The organism is Serratia sp. root2, from assembly GCF_031931805.1.
Classification (GTDB): Bacteria; Pseudomonadota; Gammaproteobacteria; order Enterobacterales; family Enterobacteriaceae; genus Serratia; species Serratia inhibens.
Window position 1 is genome coordinate 285605 of sequence record NZ_JAUJXB010000005.1, and the last position, 16486, is coordinate 302090.

Annotated in this window: 16 protein-coding genes; 13 read left to right on the forward strand and 3 right to left on the reverse strand. The window is 55.3% G+C overall.

The window, feature by feature from the left end; translation table 11 throughout:
* Nucleotides 1–41 precede the first annotated feature (41 nt).
* From tatA to hemB, 5 genes are read left to right on the forward strand one after another with little or no spacing between them, the layout of a single operon-like run.
* On the forward strand, nt 42–305 hold the full coding sequence (gene tatA, locus QZQ97_RS20755) for a Sec-independent protein translocase subunit TatA (protein WP_311994977.1): 264 nt from the start codon (nt 42–44) through the stop codon (nt 303–305).
* A gap of 3 nt (nt 306–308) precedes the next feature.
* Nucleotides 309–887 carry a Sec-independent protein translocase protein TatB gene (gene tatB, locus QZQ97_RS20760; protein WP_311994978.1) on the forward strand — a complete coding sequence of 193 codons (579 nt, stop codon included), beginning with the start codon at nt 309–311 and terminating at the stop codon, nt 885–887.
* 3 nt (nt 888–890) lie between these two features.
* Nucleotides 891–1661 (forward strand): Sec-independent protein translocase subunit TatC, encoded by a 771-nt coding sequence (gene tatC, locus QZQ97_RS20765; protein WP_311994979.1) that lies wholly within the window; start codon nt 891–893, stop codon nt 1659–1661.
* A gap of 56 nt (nt 1662–1717) precedes the next feature.
* Nucleotides 1718–2500, forward strand: a complete 783-nt coding sequence (gene tatD, locus QZQ97_RS20770) for a 3'-5' ssDNA/RNA exonuclease TatD (protein WP_311994980.1) — start codon at nt 1718–1720, stop codon at nt 2498–2500.
* Nucleotides 2501–2514: 14 nt separating this feature from the next.
* Nucleotides 2515–3537, forward strand: a complete 1023-nt coding sequence (hemB, locus tag QZQ97_RS20775) for a porphobilinogen synthase (protein WP_065505735.1) — start codon at nt 2515–2517, stop codon at nt 3535–3537.
* 46 nt (nt 3538–3583) lie between these two features.
* Here hemB and rfaH read toward each other — a convergent pair whose 3' ends face one another.
* Nucleotides 3584–4072: a transcription/translation regulatory transformer protein RfaH gene (gene rfaH / locus QZQ97_RS20780; protein ID WP_126479691.1), complete on the reverse strand. Its 489-nt coding sequence runs from the start codon at nt 4070–4072 to the stop codon at nt 3584–3586.
* A gap of 244 nt (nt 4073–4316) precedes the next feature.
* Here rfaH and pepE point away from each other — a divergent pair, with 244 nt between their 5' ends.
* The 3 genes from pepE to fre all read left to right on the forward strand — a co-directional run bounded on the left by pepE (nt 4317) and on the right by fre (nt 7379).
* Nucleotides 4317–5042 (forward strand): dipeptidase PepE, encoded by a 726-nt coding sequence (gene pepE, locus QZQ97_RS20785; RefSeq protein ID WP_311994981.1) that lies wholly within the window; start codon nt 4317–4319, stop codon nt 5040–5042.
* 64 nt (nt 5043–5106) lie between these two features.
* Nucleotides 5107–6627: a 4-hydroxy-3-polyprenylbenzoate decarboxylase gene (gene ubiD / locus QZQ97_RS20790; protein WP_311994982.1), complete on the forward strand. Its 1521-nt coding sequence runs from the start codon at nt 5107–5109 to the stop codon at nt 6625–6627.
* A gap of 50 nt (nt 6628–6677) precedes the next feature.
* Nucleotides 6678–7379, forward strand: a complete 702-nt coding sequence (fre, locus tag QZQ97_RS20795; protein WP_311994983.1) for an NAD(P)H-flavin reductase — start codon at nt 6678–6680, stop codon at nt 7377–7379.
* Between the two features lie 172 nt (nt 7380–7551).
* On the opposite strand, the gene fadA is transcribed toward fre, so the two are convergent.
* Both fadA and fadB read right to left on the reverse strand, forming a co-directional pair.
* Complete coding sequence (fadA, locus tag QZQ97_RS20800; RefSeq protein WP_311994984.1) at nt 7552–8715, reverse strand: acetyl-CoA C-acyltransferase FadA; 1164 nt, start codon at nt 8713–8715, stop codon at nt 7552–7554.
* 10 nt (nt 8716–8725) lie between these two features.
* Nucleotides 8726–10915, reverse strand: coding sequence for a fatty acid oxidation complex subunit alpha FadB (fadB, locus tag QZQ97_RS20805; protein ID WP_311994985.1), 2190 nt, complete (start codon nt 10913–10915; stop codon nt 8726–8728).
* A 235-nt stretch (nt 10916–11150) separates the two neighbouring features.
* On the opposite strand from fadB, the gene QZQ97_RS20810 reads away from it, so the two are divergent.
* The 5 genes from QZQ97_RS20810 (at nt 11151) to hemG (ending at nt 16448) form a co-directional block, all read left to right on the forward strand.
* Complete coding sequence (locus QZQ97_RS20810; protein ID WP_311994986.1) at nt 11151–12347, forward strand: MFS transporter; 1197 nt, start codon at nt 11151–11153, stop codon at nt 12345–12347.
* A 113-nt stretch (nt 12348–12460) separates the two neighbouring features.
* Nucleotides 12461–13792 (forward strand): Xaa-Pro dipeptidase, encoded by a 1332-nt coding sequence (pepQ, locus tag QZQ97_RS20815; RefSeq protein WP_311994987.1) that lies wholly within the window; start codon nt 12461–12463, stop codon nt 13790–13792.
* Nucleotides 13792–14406 carry an IMPACT family protein gene (locus QZQ97_RS20820; RefSeq protein WP_311994988.1) on the forward strand — a complete coding sequence of 205 codons (615 nt, stop codon included), beginning with the start codon at nt 13792–13794 and terminating at the stop codon, nt 14404–14406. Before pepQ ends, QZQ97_RS20820 begins: the two co-directional genes overlap by 1 nt.
* Nucleotides 14407–14440: 34 nt before the next feature.
* A complete protein-coding gene (gene trkH, locus QZQ97_RS20825; RefSeq protein WP_311994989.1) occupies nt 14441–15892 on the forward strand; it encodes a Trk system potassium transporter TrkH in 1452 nt (483 codons plus the stop codon).
* A 22-nt stretch (nt 15893–15914) separates the two neighbouring features.
* Nucleotides 15915–16448 carry a menaquinone-dependent protoporphyrinogen IX dehydrogenase gene (gene hemG / locus QZQ97_RS20830; protein ID WP_311994990.1) on the forward strand — a complete coding sequence of 178 codons (534 nt, stop codon included), beginning with the start codon at nt 15915–15917 and terminating at the stop codon, nt 16446–16448.
* The last annotated feature ends 38 nt before the right edge of the window (nt 16449–16486 follow it).

Here is a 16486-nt window from a genome sequence, read left to right on the forward strand (position 1 = left end):
GGCAGATTTTGAAAAACCCTGTAAAAATAGAGGTAATTGCAATGGGCGGTATTAGTATTACGCAATTGTTGATCATCGCGGTGATCGTGGTGCTGCTGTTCGGTACCAAAAAACTCCGTACGCTGGGCTCCGATCTCGGTGCGTCAATCAAGGGTTTTAAAAAGGCGATCGGTGACGACAATCCACCACCGACCAACACGGCTGAGAAAAGCAGCCTGGATGATGCTGACTTCGCGGCAAAGCCTATTACCGATAAGCAGCCGGAAGTGAAAGCGGAAGAGTCGAAGAACAAAGAGCAGGTATAAACCGTGTTTGACATAGGGTTTAGTGAACTGCTGCTGGTTCTGGTCATTGGCCTGGTGGTACTCGGGCCAGAACGGTTGCCGGTAGCGGTTAGAACAGTTTCGGGTTGGATCCGTGCCCTGCGTTCGTTGGCGGCTTCGGTGCAGAATGAACTTTCTCAGGAACTGAAGCTGCAGGAACTGCAAGACAGCCTGAAAAAGGTTGAGAAGGCGGGCCTGCAGAATTTGTCGCCGGAACTGAAGGCGTCAATGGATGAGCTGAAAGACGCGGCGGAATCGTTGAAGCGTTCCTATCATGGCGAAGACAAAGACGAACCGGCGCACACGATCCATAACCCTCTGGTCACCGACCCGGAAGCCATTCATGACGGCGTGACCCCGGCAGAGGCTGCGACCACCGCCGCCTCACCGGCGGCTGTACCGAAACCGGTAGCGCCGGAACCTGTCGTTGCGGCAACGCCGCAGGCAGTGCAACCGTCAGCAGCACAGCCGGTTAAACAGCCTGCTGCGACGACCGTGGAGGCAATCCCAGAACCTGTTGCGGATAAAACCCCAGCGTCTCACCAACCTAGTGGCGATCGTTAAAACATGGCTGTTGAAGATACCCAACCCCTTATCAGTCATCTGATAGAACTGCGTAAGCGGTTGTTAAACTCGATTATCAGCGTGCTGGTGATCTTCCTGGTGCTGGTTTATTTCGCCAACGACATTTATCAACTGGTGTCTGCGCCGCTGATCAAACAGTTGCCTGCCGGGGCGAGCATGATAGCCACAGACGTGGCCTCACCGTTCTTTACCCCCATCAAGCTGACCATGATCGTCTCGGTGTTTGTTTCTGCGCCGGTGATTCTGTATCAGGTCTGGGCCTTTATTGCCCCGGCGTTGTACAAGCATGAACGTCGTTTGATGATGCCTTTGCTGGTCTCCAGCAGCCTGCTGTTTTATCTCGGCATGGCGTTTGCCTATTTTATCGTGTTCCCGCTGGCGTTCGGCTTTTTTGCCAAGACCGCGCCGGCCGGGGTAATGATTGCAACCGACATCAATAACTACCTCGATTTCGTCATGGCGCTGTTTATGGCATTTGGCGTGGCGTTTGAGGTACCGGTTGCCATTATTCTGCTGTGTTGGAGTGGTGTCACTTCGCCGGAAGACCTGAAAAAGAAACGTCCTTACGTCCTGGTCGGGGCTTTTGTGGTTGGCATGCTGTTAACGCCGCCGGATGTTTTCTCGCAGACCTTGCTGGCGATCCCGATGTATCTACTGTTTGAAGTGGGTGTGTTCTTTGCTCGCTTTTACACCGGTAAACGCCGCCCGCAGCCGGAAGAAGAAGACGAGGGTGACGAACCCCCGGCAGCTTAATTTGCATTTTGTTTCTAGAGCCGCCCGATGGGCGGCTTTTGCTTTGGAAAAAAACCATGTTTGATATCGGCGTTAATCTCACCAGTTCACAGTTTGCCAAAGACCGCCCGGCAGTGGTAGGGCGCGCACGCGCCGCTGGCGTGAAGGGGCTGTTGATTACCGGTACCGACCTGCAAGAAAGCCAGGCAGCCCTTGACCTGGCGCAGCAGCATGCCGGTTACTGTTGGGCCACCGCAGGTGTGCACCCGCACCATGCCAGCAGTTGGAACGAGGATGCCGCAGCCTGCATCCACCAGTTGGCTATCAGTCCCGAAGTGGTGGCGATAGGGGAATGCGGGCTGGATTTCAACCGCAATTTCTCCACCCCGGAACAGCAAGAAGAGGCTTTCAATGCCCAGTTGGCACTGGCCGCAGAGCTGGGGATGCCGGTTTTTCTTCATTGCCGCGACGCGCACGCACGTTTTGCCGCGCTGTTGGCGCCCTGGTTGGATAAACTGCCCGCGGCCGTGGTGCACTGCTTTACCGGCACCGCCGAGGAATTAGACCACTGTCTGTCGCTGGGGTTGTCGATCGGTATTACCGGCTGGGTCTGCGATGAGCGACGTGGTCTGGAATTGCGCGCACTGTTGCCGCGGATCCCGGCGGACCGTTTATTGCTGGAAACCGACGCACCTTATCTGTTGCCCCGGGATTTACGCCCTAAACCTGCATCTCGCCGCAACGAACCCTGTTTTTTGCCCCATATCGTCCGACAGGTGGCTACCTGGCGGCAAGAAGATCCTGAATGGTTGGGGCTGAAAACCGTTGAGAACGCCCGCCGGCTGTTCCGGCTGGTATGAGTTAGGAGAAAACTATGAGCTATGCATTTCCGGGCGCTTTTCCAGGCCGCCGCATGCGCCGTGTGCGCCGTCATGATTTCAGTCGCCGTCTGGTGGCGGAAAATCAACTGACGGTTAACGACCTGATTTATCCGGTATTTGTCATGGAAGGCAATAACCGTCAGGAAGCGGTAGCATCCATGCCAGGCGTATCGCGCATGAGCATCGATCTGCTGATTAAGGAAGCGGAAGCCATCGCCAAACTTGGCGTGCCGGTGATCTCCCTGTTCCCGGTGATTGAACCGGGTCTGAAGTCATTGCATGCGGAAGAAGCTTATAACCCGGACGGATTGGTGCAGCGTACGGTACGTGCGTTGAAAGATGCGGTACCGGAACTGGGCATTCTGACTGACGTGGCGCTGGATCCTTACACTACCCACGGTCAGGACGGCGTGATTGACGAGCACGGCTACGTCATTAACGATATCTCCAAAGACATTTTGGTGCGTCAGGCGTTATCCCATGCGGAAGCTGGAGCGGAAATCGTGGCGCCAAGCGATATGATGGACGGCCGTATCGGTGCGATCCGCGATCGTCTGGAGCATCAGGGGCTGATTAATACCCAGATCATGGCGTACTCCGCCAAATATGCCTCCTGCTATTATGGTCCGTTCCGAGATGCGCTAGGTTCGAGCGGTAATCTGAAAGGCGGCAATAAGAAAACCTATCAGATGGACCCTGCCAACAGTGACGAAGCCCTGCAGGAAATTGCGCAAGACCTGCAGGAAGGCGCGGATATGGTGATGGTGAAACCCGGTATGCCTTATCTGGATGTGGTGCGTCGGGTGAAAGACACCTTTGGTGTGCCGACCTTTGCCTATCAGGTTTCCGGGGAATATGCGATGCACATGGCCGCGATTCAAAACGGTTGGCTACAGGAGCAACCGGCGGTGATGGAGTCGCTGATGTGCTTCAAGCGCGCTGGGGCTGATGGTGTGTTGACCTACTTCGCGAAGCGGGTAGCTCAGTGGATGCATGATGAAGCGATGCAGCGCTAAGGCGTTTGTACCCCATAACCAAGGCGCCATTCGGCGCCTTTTCGCTTTATAGCTTTTGGAACTGCCGATTATCCACGCTTTGGCTGACCTGCTTGTTAATCAGGTTCAGCAACAGCATTGAACGAGCTTCTCCGTCAGGCTCGGTGTAAATCGCCTTCAGCCCTTCGAACATGCCATCAACGATCAGTACGGTATCGCCTGGCTGAGGGGTTTCCGGATCGAAGTAGGTTTCACTGGCATGAGTCTGCAGCTCTTCGATAACCTTCTGCGGGATGGTCGTCGGTAGCGAGCCAAAGCGTACGAAATGGCTGACACCACGCGTTGCGCTGATGGTTGTGGTGTGAATGCGTTCCGGATCGAACTCCACAAACAGGTAGTTGGGGAACAGGGGTTCGCTGACCGCGATGCGTTTACCGCGCACGACTTTTTCCAGCGTAATGATCGGGCTCAGGCAGTTCACTTCCTGTCGCTCCAGATGTTCCTGCGCCCGTAAAAGTTGGCCGCGTTTGCAATACAGTAAGTACCAAGATTCCATAATTTCACATGCCTTTCTGTCAGCCGGTAAGCATATCAAAAGCCAGTACGGATACATAGTGATGCAGGTTTCAGCTTGTAACAGCCGCTATCTGCATGAATCGTTGGCAATTAGCGAGGGGTCACACACTTATTCGCACCGCTTGGGTATAACAGAGGGCTAAAAATTGTTACCGTCGCAAGTATGCCTTGGCCTGATGTGGCCGGATGTGACGCTATTCATCATTTTTGATTGAGAGGAAGACATGGAGTTATTTCTGTTGAGCAACGGCAAGCTGTCCGGCGAGGATGAATTGTTGGGTTATGCCAAGAGCCGGCTGCTGGCAATGATCGCGCGTCATGGGATTACGTCCGCCGTATTCGTCCCTTATGCCCTGATCCGCAGTGATTACGATCAACGTGCGCAGGAACTGGCGCAGACCCTGGGCATCCAGGTGACCAGCATTCATCACGCCGAATCTCCGGCGGCGGCGATTGATCAGGCACAATGCATTTTGGTCAGCGGCGGCAATACCTGGATGTTGAACCAGATGCTGCATGAAAAGGGCCTCATCGTCCCGATCCAGCGGGCGGTTCGTGAACGCGGTGTACCCTATGTCGGTTGGAGCGCCGGTTGCAACGTCGCTACGCCAAGTATTCGGACCACTAATGATATGCCGGTGCGCAACAGTGTAGTGCTGCCGGCATTGGGTTTGTTCCCGGTGCAGATTAACCCGCATTATATCGATGCTCATATCAGCGGCCACATGGGTGAAACCCGCGATGAACGCTTGGCGGAGTTCTGTGCAGTCAATCCGAGCGAATCGGTTGTGGCGCTGCGCGAGGGCAGCCTGCTGCACGTTGAGGGCAATGATTTGCGCTACTTCAGTGCCAGAGATCAAGGCTTCAAGGTATTCCGCCACGGTGTGGAGACCCGGGAGTATGACAATACGCAGGCGTTACGCCCGCTGGTGCCATTCACGTGCCACTGAGAACCGGCGATACCTTTACCGGTGTTTAACAAAAGTGCAGCAACAACCGTGAAGAGGGCTTATAATGCCCTTCTCACTGGCCGTTATAATGATCAGCATGAAATACCGTGACTTACGCGATTTCCTCTCGTTGCTGGAAAAGAGAGGGGAACTAAAACGCATCAGCCAGCCGATTGATCCCTATCTGGAAATGACAGAAATAGCCGATCGTACTTTACGTGCGGGCGGCCCGGCATTGCTGTTCGAAAACCCGAAAGGGTATGACATGCCGGTGTTGTGCAATCTGTTTGGCACGGCCAATCGCGTAGCGATGGGCATGGGCCAGGAGGATGTCAGCTCATTGCGTGAGGTCGGCAAACTGCTGGCGTTCCTCAAAGAGCCGGAGCCGCCGAAGGGTTTCCGCGATCTGTTCGACAAGCTGCCGAAGTTCAAGCAAGTGCTGAATATGCCGACCAAAGTACTGGGCTCCGCGCCTTGCCAGGAGCAGGTATGGCAGGGCGATGACGTCGATCTCGGCCGTATTCCGGTGATGCATTGCTGGCCCGAAGACGCCGCACCGCTCATCACCTGGGGGCTGACCATCACCCGCGGGCCGCAAAAAGAGCGACAGAATTTGGGCATTTACCGCCAGCAGGTGCTTGGCAAGAATAAAGTGATCATGCGGTGGCTGTCGCACCGTGGCGGCGCGTTGGATTACCAGGAATGGTGCCAGGCGCATCCCGGTGAGCGTTTCCCGGTTGCCGTTGCACTGGGTGCGGATCCCGCCACTATCCTCGGTGCTGTCACGCCGGTGCCGGACAACCTGTCTGAGTATGCCTTTGCCGGGCTGTTGCGCGGCAATAAAACCGAAGTGGTCAAGTGCATCTCCTGCGATCTGGAAGTGCCCGCCAGTGCGGAAATCGTATTGGAAGGCTACATTGAACCGGGTGAAATGGCGCCAGAAGGCCCGTATGGCGATCACACCGGTTACTACAACGAGATCGACAGCTTCCCGGTATTTACCGTCACCCACATCACCCAGCGTCGCGATGCCATTTATCACTCGACCTACACCGGCCGTCCGCCGGATGAGCCGGCGGTATTGGGTGTGGCGCTGAACGAAGTGTTTGTGCCTATCCTGCAAAAGCAGTTCCCGGAAATCGTAGATTTCTACCTGCCGCCGGAAGGTTGCTCTTACCGCCTGGCGGTGGTGACTATCAAAAAACAGTATGCCGGTCATGCCAAGCGCGTGATGATGGGCGTCTGGTCGTTCCTGCGTCAGTTTATGTACACCAAGTTTGTTATCGTCTGTGATGATGACATTAATGCGCGTGACTGGAATGATGTGATTTGGGCGATAACCACCAGAATGGATCCGGCAAGGGACACCGTGATGGTAGAAAACACGCCGATCGATTATCTGGACTTCGCCTCTCCGGTTTCCGGATTGGGATCGAAGATGGGGCTGGATGCCACCAATAAATGGCCGGGTGAAACCCAGCGTGAATGGGGCCGTCCAATTCAGATGGATGAAAAGGTGCGCGCGCGCGTCGATGAAATCTGGGATGAGCTCGCAATTTTCAGTGACAGAGAACCGACGTTGTAGCGTCAGGCTCCGTTCTCAGTTTTGCATTGATGACCCGACAGAGGGAACGCATGACAATATTGAGCTGTAAAGTGACCTCCGTAGAGGCCATTACCGATACGGTTTATCGGGTACGTTTGGTGCCAGAGGCACCGTTTTCTTTCAAGGCAGGACAGTATCTGATGGTGGTGATGGATGAGCGCGACAAGCGTCCTTTCTCGCTGGCATCGACGCCTTCACAGCAAGAATATATCGAGCTGCATATCGGCGCTTCGGATCTGAATCTGTACGCTATGGCGGTGATGGATCGCATTCTGAAAGAGCAGGCGATTACCGTCGATATCCCGCACGGCGATGCCTGGCTACGCGAAGAAGGCAGCCGTCCGTTGGTGCTGATCGCCGGCGGTACCGGCTTCTCTTATGCGCGCTCAATTCTGCTCACCGCGCTGGAGCAGCAGCCTGACCGCGATATCTCTATCTATTGGGGCGGGCGTGAGCTGAAGCACCTGTATGATTTGAGTGAGCTGGAAGCACTGTCGTTGCAGCACCCTAACCTGAAGGTGATTCCGGTGGTCGAACAGCCGGAAGAGGAGTGGCGTGGCCGCAGCGGCACGGTGCTCAGTGCGGTATTGCAGGATTACGGCACGTTGGCGGAGCACGATATTTATATTGCCGGCCGGTTCGAGATGGCAAAAATCGCCCGCGAACGTTTCTGCGTTGAACGCGGTGCACAGGAAGCGCATATGTTTGGCGACGCCTTCTCGTTCATCTGAGGCGTAAGGTTGGCATAAAGTGGGGTGGCCGGTGGCTGCCCTTTTTTATTGGAGCGGCTGTAGATTTCAGGCATAAAAAAACCCGCCCCTGACAGGCGGGAAGTACGGCAACTAAACTTGTCGGGATGCTGCGGTTTGAATGAGTTACGCAGTCACCCCAAGATAGACACAGCTAAACGCGTTCAAATACGGTGGCAATCCCCTGGCCCAGACCGATACACATGGTCGCCAGACCAAATTGCACGTCGCGGCGTTCCATGTTGTTCAACAGCGTGGTGGAGATACGTGAACCCGAGCAGCCCAGTGGGTGGCCCAAGGCAATGGCGCCGCCGTTCAGGTTAATCTTGTCGTCGATGCTGTCCAACAGCCCCAGATCCTTGATGCAGGGCAGCGACTGGGCGGCAAAGGCTTCGTTCAATTCAAACAGATCGATGTCCTGCACGCTCAGGCCGGCGCGTTTCAGCGCCAGTTTGCTGGCCGGTACCGGGCCATAACCCATAATGGACGGATCGCAACCGACTACCGCCATAGAACGGATCCTGGCGCGAGCTTTCAGACCGAGCGCTTTGGCGCGTGACTCGCTCATCAGCAGCATGGCGGATGCGCCGTCGGATAAGGCCGAAGAAGTGCCGGCGGTTACAGTGCCATTGACCGGATCGAACGCCGGACGCAGCGCCGCCAGGCTGGCAACGGTGGTTTCCGGGCGAATGACTTCGTCGTAGTCATAACGGGTCAGCACGCCATCGGCGTCATGGCCGGTGGTGGGGATGATTTCGTTCTTGAAGTAACCGGCCAGAGTGGCTGCATGCGCACGTTGGTGCGAGCGTGCCGCGAATTCATCCTGCATCTGGCGGCTGATATTGTGCATCTTGGCCAGCATTTCGGCGGTCAGACCCATCATGCCGGCGGCTTTCGCTACGCTGCGGCTCAGGCCAGGGTGAAAATCCACGCCGTGATTCATCGGCACGTGGCCCATATGCTCAACGCCGCCAATCAAGCTGACCTGCGCATCGCCGACCATAATGGCGCGTGCTGCGTCATGCAGTGCCTGCATGGATGAGCCGCATAGGCGGTTGACGGTAACGGCAGGCACGCTATGCGGGATCTCGGCCAGCAGCGAGGCGTTGCGGGCGATGTTAAAACCCTGCTCCAGCGTTTGTTGCACGCAACCCCAGTAAATGTCGTCAATTTCGGCCGCGTCCAGAACCGGGTTACGGCTCAGCACGGCACGCATCAGGTGAGCGGAAAGATCTTCAGCGCGTACCTGGCGGAAGGCGCCGCCTTTGGAGCGGCCCATTGGCGTGCGTACGGCGTCAACAATAACTACGTTTTCCATCTTTATGACCTCATGCCGGTTGGCCAGTAGCGATATCGGACAACGGCGTCGCCACCGGGTAGTAGCTTTCATTACGTTCAGCTTTGGCGCGCAGGCCGGCAGGCACTTGATACAGAGCACCAAGATGCGCGTAACGCTGGGCCAGTTCGACATAGTTGGCGGTGCCAAGGGTATCCAGGTAACGGAATGCTCCACCGTGGAACGGAGGGAACCCAATGCCGTAAACCAAAGCCATATCCGCTTCTGCCGGGCTGGCAATGATGTTCTCTTCCAGGCAGCGCACCACTTCGTTGATCATCGGGATCATCATTCGGGCGATAATTTCTTCGTCGCTGATGGTTTGGCGCGGCTGGGATACTGCGGCCAACAGCGCATCGGTCTGCTCATCGTTGTCTTTACGCGGCTTGCCTTTGTTGTCCTGGCTGTAACGGTAGAAGCCCAACTGGTTTTTCTGACCAAAGCGCTGGTTGTCGAACATCACGTCGATGGCGTCTCGATAATCTTTGCCCATACGCTCCGGGAAACCGGCAGCCATCACCGCCTGGGCATGGTGCGCGGTATCGATCCCCACCACGTCGAGCAGGTAAGCCGGGCCCATTGGCCAACCAAACTGTTTTTCCATCACCTTATCGATTTGGCGGAAATCCGCTCCATCGCGCAACAGCATGCTAAAGCCGGCAAAATAGGGGAACAGCACGCGGTTGACGAAGAACCCCGGGCAATCATTAACCACGATCGGCGTTTTGCCCATGCGGGTGGCGTAGGCCACCACGGCGGCGATGGTGCTGTCGCTGGTCTGCTCGCCGCGGATGATTTCAACCAGTGGCATGCGGTGCACCGGGTTAAAGAAGTGCATGCCGCAGAAGTTTTGCGGGCGTTTCAGCGACTTCGCCAGGTGATTGATTGGAATGGTCGAGGTATTGGATGCCAGGACGGTATCTTCACCGATCAGGCCTTCCACCTCGGACAACACCGCCGCTTTAATCTTCGGATTCTCGACCACGGCTTCAACGATCACTTGCGCGCGTTCGATACCGGCATAATCCAGCGTCGGTTGAATGGTCGACAGTACCTGTGCCATTTTCAGGCCATCCAGCTTGCCGCGCTCCAGCTGTTTGTTCAGCAGCTTGGCGGCTTCATTCATGCCAAGCGCCAGGGATTTGTCGCTGATGTCTTTCATTATCACCGGCACGCCTTTCAGCGCGGATTGGTAAGCGATACCGCCTCCCATGATACCGGCGCCCAGAACCGCGGCCTGCTTCGGTGCTTCCACGTTTTTGGCCAGCTTTTTCGCCTGGCTTTTCACAAACTGATCGTTGAGGAAGATACCGACCAGTGCGCGCGCCTCTTTGGAACGGGCCAAAGGCACAAAGCTGGCGGTTTCCAGTTTCAACGCTTCATCGCGGCCCAATTTGGCGGCGGCTTCGATTGTTTTCACCGCGGTCATCGGCGCTGGATAATGCTTGCCTGCGGTTTGCAGCACCATGCCTTTGGCGGTGGTGAAGCTCATGGCCGCTTCGATTGGGCTGAGTTTCAACGGATCGAGTTTCGGTTGACGGTAAGCGCGCCAGTCCAACTGGCCATCAATAGCCTGTTGCAGCATTTTCAGCGCGGCTTCTACCAGTTTTTCCGGTGCAACCACGGCATCCACCAAACCGACCTTCAGCGCGTCTTTGGCACTGACGTCTTTACCGGCGGCGATGATCTCCAGTGCGCTGTCGTTACCCAACAGGCGTGGCAAGCGAACGGAACCGCCGAAGCCCGGCATAATGCCCAGCTTGGTTTCCGGCAGGCCAATGCGCGCATCAGGCGAAGCGACCCTGAAGTCGGTTGCCAGAATACATTCGCAGCCGCCACCGAGCGCATAGCCGTTAATAGCCGAAATGGTCGGTACAGGCAGATCTTCCAGCCGGTTAAAGGTCGCGTTGGCGAAGGCCAGCCATTGGTGCAGTTTTTCAGCCGGAGCAGCGAACAGCGAAAGGAACTCGGTGATATCGGCACCGACAATAAATGCGGCCTTGCTGGAACGCACCAGCAGCCCTTTCAATTCGGTCTGTTTTTCCAGTACGTCGAGCGCTTCGCCCAGGCTGGCAACGGTGCGGGTATCCAGCTTGTTTATCGAACCTGGGGCATTGAACACCAGCTCGGCGATGCCGTTATCGAGCCAGTGCAGTTGTAATGTTTCGCCTTGGTAGAGCATGTCTATCTCCTGAATCAGCGTTTGATCTGGTATGACCAGATGATGAGGAGTGTGGTTTTTATGTTAACAATATGCAAATCAGAGATTGCATTTTTGCAAGGCGGATCACATGAGTATGAAATAACATGTTGATTTAATATAAAAATTATATTTTAGATATTCTTGTCATTTGCCGGGGACCAAAAGGCCAAATACACTTGCCCGAGATAGATCGCTATCCACGCAGAGGTGCAGGATGAGTAAAGCGGTATGTGTAAAACAGAGTGGTTTATGGAGTGTTCCTGCCAGAACCATGACGCTGGCCTGTCTGTTGGTCTTTATGGCGCAGATGGCGACAACGGTGTATTTGCCCTCTTTGCCGACGGTGATGCAGGAACTGACGATGACGCGGCGCGCCACCGAGCTTTCCATATCCCTGTTCGTGATTGGCGCTGCATTGCCAGTACTGTTCTGGGGGGCCGCGGCCGATCGTTTTGGCCGCCGTCTGCCGCTGACGCTTTCCCTGGTGTTGTTTATCGGTTGCAGCGCGCTGTTGGCATTTTGTCACAATGGCATCCAACTGTTGGTGTTGCGCGCCTTGCAGGGCGTTGCTGCCGGCGGCGCGGCGATCATCGCGCGCATCATTGTGCGCGACAACTGGAGCGGGGATGAGCTGGCGCGGCGTCTCTCGGTGCTGTCGATAGCCTTCATCACTGCACTGGGCGGCGGGCAGTTTATTGGCGGGCTGCTCAGCCAGTATTCGCACTGGCAAATGGGTTTTGTGTTGATGGGGCTGACCGGGCTGGCGATCTTGCTGTTAATGGCGACGTTACCGTTGGAGGCGGGCCGTGCGGTGGGCCAACGCCCTGTAATGGCGGCGACCTATTGGCGTATCCTGCTTCGTCCGGGCTTTTTCTGGCCAGCCTGCGTCGGCGGGGTGGGGTTTGCTACTACGGTAACCTTGCAGGAGGTTAGCCCGTTCGTGATGCAGCAGGGTTTTGGCCTCAACGTTACCGCCTTTGGTGCTCTGGGGCTGGTGATCGGCGTGGCTTACTTTACCGGCGCTATGGCGGTGAATCGCACGGTGGCGCGCTTGGGCGGCAAACGGTTGATGCAGGTGGGGACGAGCATAGTCGCATTGGCGACCGCCGCGATTATGCTGTTGTGGTGGAGCGGCATGCTGGTGGGAGTTTCCGGCATGACGTTATTCATCGCCTTGTATTGTCTGACGATTTTTGGCCAGGCGATACTGTTCCCGAATAGTATGGCGATGGCCGTCAGCGATGCCAAAGAACAGGGTGCTTATGCTATGGCGTTATGCGGTTTTCTGCAGCAATGCCTGGCGGGCGCCGCCGCTGCCGGGGCTGTCTTGCTGGAGCATCATGGTCTGTGGACGGCGGCAATTGCGCTGCTTGGATTTTTGGGGTGGCTGATTGTTCAGCGGCGGATGTAACGACGTTTATGTTGATTTGCGAACTGCCCCGCATGCCAGAAGTGATAGGCTTGGTGCGCCGGAGCGGTGTGCTAAGATGGCATATTCCGTTTTAAGGGTATAAGGGTATTGTGATGGAAACGCTGGCTTCATTGTATAACGACCACCTGGCAGAGCTGCAAAAACGGGCGCGCGAAGTATTGGCGCGCAACCAACTGGATGCTCTGTTGATTCACTCCGGGGAACTGCAACGGGTTTTTCTGGACGACCATAGCTACCCGTTCAAAGTGAATGCGCACTTCAAGGCTTGGGTGCCCGTCACATCGGTACCGAACTGCTGGTTGTGGGTGGATGGCGTTAACAAACCGAAGCTGTGGTTCTATTCGCCGGTTGATTACTGGCACAGCGTTGAGCCGCTGCCGGATAGCTTCTGGACCAAGTCCATCGATCTGTTGCCGCTGGCCAATGCGGATGATATCGCCCAACAGCTTCCTGCTCAGCGTGAGCGCGTGGGCTATATCGGTTACGGGCAGCAACGCGCCCGCGATCTTGGCATCCCAACGGAAAACGTGAATCCGAAAGCGGTGCTGAACTACCTGGATTTCCATCGCTCAATCAAAACCGGTTACGAGCAGGCCTGCATGCGTGAAGCGCAAAAGACTGCCGTTATGGGGCACCGTGCGGCCCATGAGGCTTTCCTGTCCGGCATGAGCGAGTTTGATATCAATATGGCCTACCTTACCGCTACAGGTCACCGCGATACCGATGTGCCTTATGACAACATTGTTGCGCTGAATGAACATGCGGCGGTGCTGCATTACACCAAGCTTGACCACCAGCCGCCAGCCGAAGCGCTGAGCTTCCTGCTTGACGCCGGTGCGGAATACAACGGCTATGCCGCCGATTTAACGCGCACCTACGCAGGCCAGAGCGGCAGTGATTTCGCGCAGTTGGTGAAGGATCTCAACGCCGAGATGTTGGCGCTGGTGGGCACCCTCAAGACGGGTGTGCGTTACACCGACTACCATGTGCAGATGCACCAACGTATTGCAAAATTGCTCAAAAACCACAAACTGGTGAGCGGTATCAGCGAAGAAGCCATGGTTGAACAGGGGATCACCACCCCATTCCTGCCGCACGGCCTTGGTCATCCTCTGGGCTTACAGGTGCACGACGCAGCCGGTTTTATGCAGGACGAACAGGGTACGCATCTGGCTGCGCCGTCAAAATATCCATTCCTGCGTTGTACCCGGGTGTTACAGCCTGGCATGGTGCTGACTATCGAACCTGGTCTGTATTTTATTGAGTCATTGTTGGCGCCATGGCGTAACGGTGAGTTCAGCAAGCACTTTGCCTGGGATCGCATTGATGCGCTGAAACCTTATGGTGGTATGCGTATTGAAGACAATATCGTGATCCACGAGAAGCGTATTGAGAACATGACGCGCGATCTGAACCTGGCCTGATGCAGCCTTATCCGATCCCTGCAGGTTCTGTCAGCGTCAGCGAGGAGATAAAGAAGAGCCGTTTTATCACTCTGTTGGCGCCGACTTGCGGGGCCGATGCGGCAAAGGCGTTTATTCAACAGGTTCGTGATGAACATCCGGCGGCAAGGCATCATTGTTGGGCCTTTGTCGCCGGGCCGCCGAATGATTCACAGCAGTTGGGTTTCTCCGACGACGGTGAACCTTCCGGTACTGCGGGTAAACCGATCCTCGCGCAGCTGATGGGCAGCGGTATAGGGGAAATCACCGCCGTAGTGGTACGTTACTACGGTGGTATCAAGTTGGGTACCGGCGGTCTGGTAAAAGCTTATGGCAGCGGCGTACAGCAGGCGCTAAAGCAGCTAATTGTTGGCTACAAGGTTCCGCAGGCCGAATATACTTTGCAATGTGACTATGCGCAGTTGGCACTGGTCGAGAACCTGTTACAGCAAACTGAAGGGCGGATTGTTCAGGGGGAATATGGTGCCTGCGTCATGTTGCACCTGGCCCTACCGGTAACCTGCGTCGAGATATTTGGGAATAAATTACGTGATCTCAGTCGCGGTAATTTGCAATTAACCCCCATTTCGCAATAATTCCCCCAACTGAATTGCTAAGGATCGTGCTGAAATGCATTTTCGCGCCATAACCCGTATCGTAGGTTTACTGGTCATCTTATTCTCCGGGACGATGTTTATTCCTGGTTTGGTGGCATTGATATATCGCGATGGGGCGGGCAGGGCTTTCAGCCAGACCTTCTTTGTGGCGGTGACGATTGGCCTGATGTTGTGGTGGCCTAACCGTAAACAAAAGCATGAGCTGAAGCCGCGGGAAGGTTTCCTTATTGTGGTGCTGTTTTGGACGGTGCTGGGCAGTGTGGGGGCCCTCCCATTTTTATTCTCTGAACGTCCTAATCTGTCACTTACCGACGCTTTCTTCGAGTCGTTCTCCGGCTTGACCACCACTGGCGCGACTACGTTGGTCGGGTTGGATTCCTTACCCAAGGCCATTTTATTCTACCGACAGATGCTTCAGTGGATGGGGGGGATGGGGATCATCGTGTTGGCGGTAGCGATACTGCCGATTCTGGGCGTCGGCGGCATGCAGCTCTACCGCGCGGAAATGCCCGGTCCGTTGAAAGATAACAAAATGCGGCCGCGTATTGCCGAAACGGCCAAAACCTTGTGGCTGATCTATGTTCTGTTGACGATTGCCTGTGCGCTAGCATTGTGGGGCGCGGGGATGTCAGTCTTTGACGCTATCGGCCATAGCTTCTCAACCATCGCCATCGGCGGTTTCTCTACCCACGATGCCAGTATCGGTTATTACGCTAGCCCGACTATTAACACTATTATTGCTATTTTCCTGCTGATCTCCGGCTGTAACTACGGCTTGCACTTCGCCTTGCTGAGTGGTCGTAACCTGAAAGTGTACTGGCGCGATCCTGAGTTTCGCATGTTCATTGCTGTGCAATTTACGCTGGTAGTGGTGTGTACTGCGGTGCTGTGGGGACATGGGGTCTATAAAAGCGGCATGGAGACGCTTAATCAGGCGTTCTTCCAGGTGGTGTCGATGGCGACGACGGCGGGTTTTACCACTGACAGTATTTCCAAGTGGCCGCTATTTTTGCCCATGTTGCTGTTGTGTTCTGCCTTTATTGGCGGTTGTGCAGGCTCGACCGGTGGTGGTCTGAAGGTTATCCGTATTCTGCTGCTTTATCTGCAGGGTTCGCGTGAGTTGAAAAGGCTGGTGCATCCTAATGCGGTTTATACCATTAAGCTGGGTAACCGGGCGTTGCCTGAAAGGATCCTGGAGGCAGTGTGGGGATTCTTCTCAGCTTATGCCCTGGTATTTATCGTAAGCATGTTAGCGATTATCGCCACTGGCGTTGATGATTTCTCCGCCTTTGCCGCTGTGACGGCAACGCTGAACAATCTCGGGCCGGGGCTGGGTGTAGTAGCGGATAACTTTACTACTATGCCTGCACCAGCTAAGTGGATTCTGGTATTGACCATGCTGTTCGGGCGACTGGAAGTCTTTACATTGCTGGTCCTGTTTACGCCGACATTCTGGCGTGAATGATCCTGATAGAAGGAGTAACGCCGTGAAGGCACTGATTCTTTATTCGAGCCGTGATGGGCAAACGCGGTCTATCGCTTCTTATATAGCAAGTAAATTGCAGGATACATTGCATTGTGACGTGATTGACTTGCTGCAGGCGGACAGTGTCGATCTCAGTGAGTATCAACAGGTGTTGATCGGTGCTTCGGTGCGTTACGGCCATTTCCATCCGGTGCTGGATAAATTCGTTAAGCGCCATGCCGAACAATTGAACCGGATGCCGAGTGCGTTTTTTGCCGTCAACCTGACAGCCCGCAAACCAGACAAACGTTCACCGCAGACCAATGCTTATACCCGCAAGTTCCTGCTTTCCTCCCCGTGGCAGCCAAAACAGTGCGTGGTATTTGCCGGCGCGCTGCGCTATCCACGTTATCGTTGGTTCGATCGCGTCATGATTCAATTTATTATGCGTATGACGGGAGGGGAAACCGATACCAGTAAAGAAGTGGAGTACACCGATTGGCAGCAGGTGGACCGCTTTGCCCAGGATTTTGGTCAAATTCAGTATGAAAAGTGACGAAATCGCTGGCTTGTACAGCGTTTTGCCGAAAAAAT

Excerpts from the sequence above, each read along its gene's own strand:
- tatD (WP_311994980.1), top strand. The coding sequence starts at position 1,718 with ATGTTTGATATCGGCGTTAATCTCACCAGTTCACAGTTTGCCAAAGAC.
- ubiD (WP_311994982.1), top strand. The coding sequence starts at position 5,107 with ATGCCCTTCTCACTGGCCGTTATAATGATCAGCATGAAATACCGTGAC.
- tatA (WP_311994977.1), top strand. The coding sequence starts at position 42 with ATGGGCGGTATTAGTATTACGCAATTGTTGATCATCGCGGTGATCGTG.
- trkH (WP_311994989.1), top strand. The coding sequence starts at position 14,441 with ATGCATTTTCGCGCCATAACCCGTATCGTAGGTTTACTGGTCATCTTA.
- fadA (WP_311994984.1), bottom strand. The coding sequence starts at position 8,715 with ATGGAAAACGTAGTTATTGTTGACGCCGTACGCACGCCAATGGGCCGC.
- fadB (WP_311994985.1), bottom strand. The coding sequence starts at position 10,915 with ATGCTCTACCAAGGCGAAACATTACAACTGCACTGGCTCGATAACGGC.
- pepE (WP_311994981.1), top strand. The coding sequence starts at position 4,317 with ATGGAGTTATTTCTGTTGAGCAACGGCAAGCTGTCCGGCGAGGATGAA.
- pepQ (WP_311994987.1), top strand. The coding sequence starts at position 12,461 with ATGGAAACGCTGGCTTCATTGTATAACGACCACCTGGCAGAGCTGCAA.
- rfaH (WP_126479691.1), bottom strand. The coding sequence starts at position 4,072 with ATGGAATCTTGGTACTTACTGTATTGCAAACGCGGCCAACTTTTACGG.
- tatC (WP_311994979.1), top strand. The coding sequence starts at position 891 with ATGGCTGTTGAAGATACCCAACCCCTTATCAGTCATCTGATAGAACTG.
- QZQ97_RS20820 (WP_311994988.1), top strand. The coding sequence starts at position 13,792 with ATGCAGCCTTATCCGATCCCTGCAGGTTCTGTCAGCGTCAGCGAGGAG.
- hemB (WP_065505735.1), top strand. The coding sequence starts at position 2,515 with ATGAGCTATGCATTTCCGGGCGCTTTTCCAGGCCGCCGCATGCGCCGT.
- fre (WP_311994983.1), top strand. The coding sequence starts at position 6,678 with ATGACAATATTGAGCTGTAAAGTGACCTCCGTAGAGGCCATTACCGAT.
- QZQ97_RS20810 (WP_311994986.1), top strand. The coding sequence starts at position 11,151 with ATGAGTAAAGCGGTATGTGTAAAACAGAGTGGTTTATGGAGTGTTCCT.